Raw genomic sequence first — 2,834 nt, forward strand, 5'->3', positions numbered from 1 at the left:
TCCTCGTGAGGGCCGGACTCTAATCGCAACTGGAGGAAATTACCCGTGGCAGGTCAACATGAATCCACGTTGGGACCTCGCCCTCAAGCGCCTCGACATTATCCTCATGATCAACATACAACGCGACTTTTGGGACCGCCTTCGAGTTAGCAAAATAACCGCCCTTACCTGGAAAACCGTATCCAATAATGCGGCGATCATGCAGCCACTGCACGTTATCTTGGCGAAAACTCTGCAAGGAGAGTCCTATAGATGTAACATCTCGGTCTCCCCGAGAAAAAAGTGCATCAAGCACCTTCAAAACGGTCGAGCGTGTTGCCTTAACCATCGGTATACTAATTCCAAAACGGCGAGTGAAGAATGAGATCGAGGCGACTAGACTTCATTGCTTGAGGCTGCATTCTTTCCGGCGATACCTTATGAACCAACTGGGTACTTCCCGCTGCTGTCAAAAAGACCAAGCAACCATTGAGCGCTCCTAGCACGTATTCAAAAAGACCATCGCTACCAGCAAGGTGTACGCCTAACTCGGTGCATAGCATTGCTATTATGAAGGGAATCCAAGGCGACGTTATGCCCGTCAATCCTACGATTGTGCTTCGAACGACATGAGTTATCCCCGTTAAACCAGCAAGAGTGGCAAACGATGAAACTGTGAAGAATTCCCCAGGCAAGCTGCTCATTTACTCTCCCCCCATCTGCCACTCTAGGCATAGGTTGCAAGGAGCGCAAGATAGTCCAAAGCGGAGATGCCCCAGACGAGCACCAACGCTTTTCAATGCTAGGCAAATGGAGGTGATGCTTCTCGATGCATACAGTCACAGCTGATTTGCCGCCTCAGTGGGCCTAGAATGCGTTACCGCCGCATCCGCCGCGCCAGCCCATCAGGCCACCCCTCAAAAAGCTCCCCCGCTAAACCCATCGTAACCACTGGCATGTCATGATTCTCTTACGGAGAATCACGATGACGACACTGCGTTACAGCCGCGCAAAGCTCATTTTCAGCGGGGCGTTTCTGCTGATCCTTGCGCCGGTGCTGGGGCTGTTCAGCCTGTTTGCCGGGCCGCTGGGCATGATCATCGGGTTGATCCTCATCGTGGGCGGGCCGCTCATGTCGATCGGGCGGCTCGGGCGGGTGTTCAGCGATCTCAAGGCGATCGAGTATGACGCGCGGCAGATCCATCTCCATCCGCTCGGCACATCGCGGCGGCTGAACTGGCGCGAGGTCACCGGGATCGAGGTACACACGCTGACGCAGTATATCTATGGCTTCATTCCGGTGAGCCGGCAGCATTCGATCCGCATCACCCACACGGGCGGCGTGCTGGGCAAGGCGAAGATCACCATTCCCTTCAATCTGCTCGCCATCGACAAGGCCGCCGTGATCGCGCGGCTGGCAGACATGGAGAAGATGCGCGGGGGTGACGGGTTTGTCGGCGGCGCGGCGCGCATCTCCAGGGCGGCGATCACCGAGGCGATGAATGCGCCGCGCGAAGACCATGAACCGGCGAGCAACTTCGATGCCGATGCGGTGATGGCGCGCTATCTCGCACAGCGCGAGGCAAAGGCCCAGGAGGCGGAAGCCGCCGCGCCGCAGATGCCCCCGCGCGTCGCCGGGTTTGGCCGCAAGCGCGCCTGATCTGCGGGCCCCATCACAAACGAACGTCGGCCCGTGCTTGACACGGGCCTTGGCTTTTCTTTCAGGGCGCGGCGCTGGAAGAACAGCCTAGCCCCGTGTCAAGCACGGGGTGACGAGGAACAGATGAGAGGTAAGGCTTCGGAGGCTAACCGACCAGCCGGTCCGTCCGCGCCGCCATCTCGCGCCACAGGCCGTGGCCGCCAAGGCCTGCCACGCGGCGGCCCAGCCGCTCGGCCCAGAAGGCGTCGCCGCCGAATTCGCTGCGCCAGCCCATCAGGCGGCGGGTCAGGTGGTTGAGGGCGTATTCGATGGTAAAGCCGATGGCGCCGTGCATGCGGTGGGCGATGGGCACCGCGCGGTCCACGGCGATCCCCATGCGCAGCTTGGCTGCCGCGATCTCGAAGCTGGCATGCCCGAAATCGAGCGCCGCCGCGCAGGCTGCGGCTGAGGCGTCGACGGCTGCGGCTTCCTCGGAAAACTCCGCCATCGCCTGCTGCACCGCCTGGAACTTCGCCAGCGCGCGGCCGAACTGGACGCGGGTGTTCACATGATCGATGGCCAGCGTGAAAGCTGCCTCCAGCGCGCCCGAAGCCTGCGCGACGCGGGCGAAGGCGCCGAGGGCCTGCAGATCGATATCGCAGGCGGCCGTTGCTGCTGCCGCGCCGGTGAAGGTGACACTGTCCCACGGCTCACTGGCGGGCGAAAGGCCTTCGTCGAAGGTGCATGCATCAGCGTGGTAGAGCGAGAGCGTGCCATCCGCGACATGGACCACGGCGGCGGCATGGCGGCCATAGGGCACGCGGCTGCCGGGCGCGGCGATGGAGATCAGCCCCTCCGGCGCGGCGATCCCCGCCTTCGCCAGCAGGTAATGCGCGATCACCGGCTCGGCCAGCGGCGCGTTCAGCGCGTTGAGGCCGGCGAGGCGCAGCACGGCGAGCACGTCGCCCCAGTCTCCGCCGAAGCCGCCCGCGTCCTCGGGCACGAGCAGGGTGGAAAAGCCCGCTTCGGCCACTTGCGGCCAGGCCACATCGAAAGGCTTGCCCGCCAGATCGGCGAACAGGCCGGCTGCCATGTCGGTCAGCAGTGTACGGTTGTCGCTCATCAGCGATGATTCCCTATGAAAGACTCAAGCCCCAACTCCGTTCGTGTCGAGCGAAGTCGAGACACCGTCCGCCGCGCCCGGTGTCTCGACTTC

At 62.1% G+C, this 2,834-nt stretch carries 2 protein-coding genes; one reads left to right on the top strand and one right to left on the bottom strand.

All coding sequences use genetic code 11. From position 1 onward, the window contains the following. Positions 1 to 964: 964 nt before the first annotated feature. Positions 965 to 1,639 (top strand): hypothetical protein, encoded by a 675-nt coding sequence (locus tag IP83_RS17270; protein ID WP_054123483.1) that lies wholly within the window; start codon positions 965 to 967, stop codon positions 1,637 to 1,639. Positions 1,640 to 1,784: 145 nt separating this feature from the next. Here IP83_RS17270 and IP83_RS17275 read toward each other — a convergent pair whose 3' ends face one another. Continuing rightward, positions 1,785 to 2,741 carry an acyl-CoA dehydrogenase family protein gene (locus IP83_RS17275; protein WP_054123484.1) on the bottom strand — a complete coding sequence of 319 codons (957 nt, stop codon included), beginning with the start codon at positions 2,739 to 2,741 and terminating at the stop codon, positions 1,785 to 1,787. Between the last annotated feature and the right edge of the window lie 93 nt (positions 2,742 to 2,834).

The sequence above is a fragment of the Novosphingobium sp. AAP93 genome, assembly GCF_001296055.1.
Taxonomy (GTDB): domain Bacteria; phylum Pseudomonadota; class Alphaproteobacteria; order Sphingomonadales; family Sphingomonadaceae; genus Novosphingobium.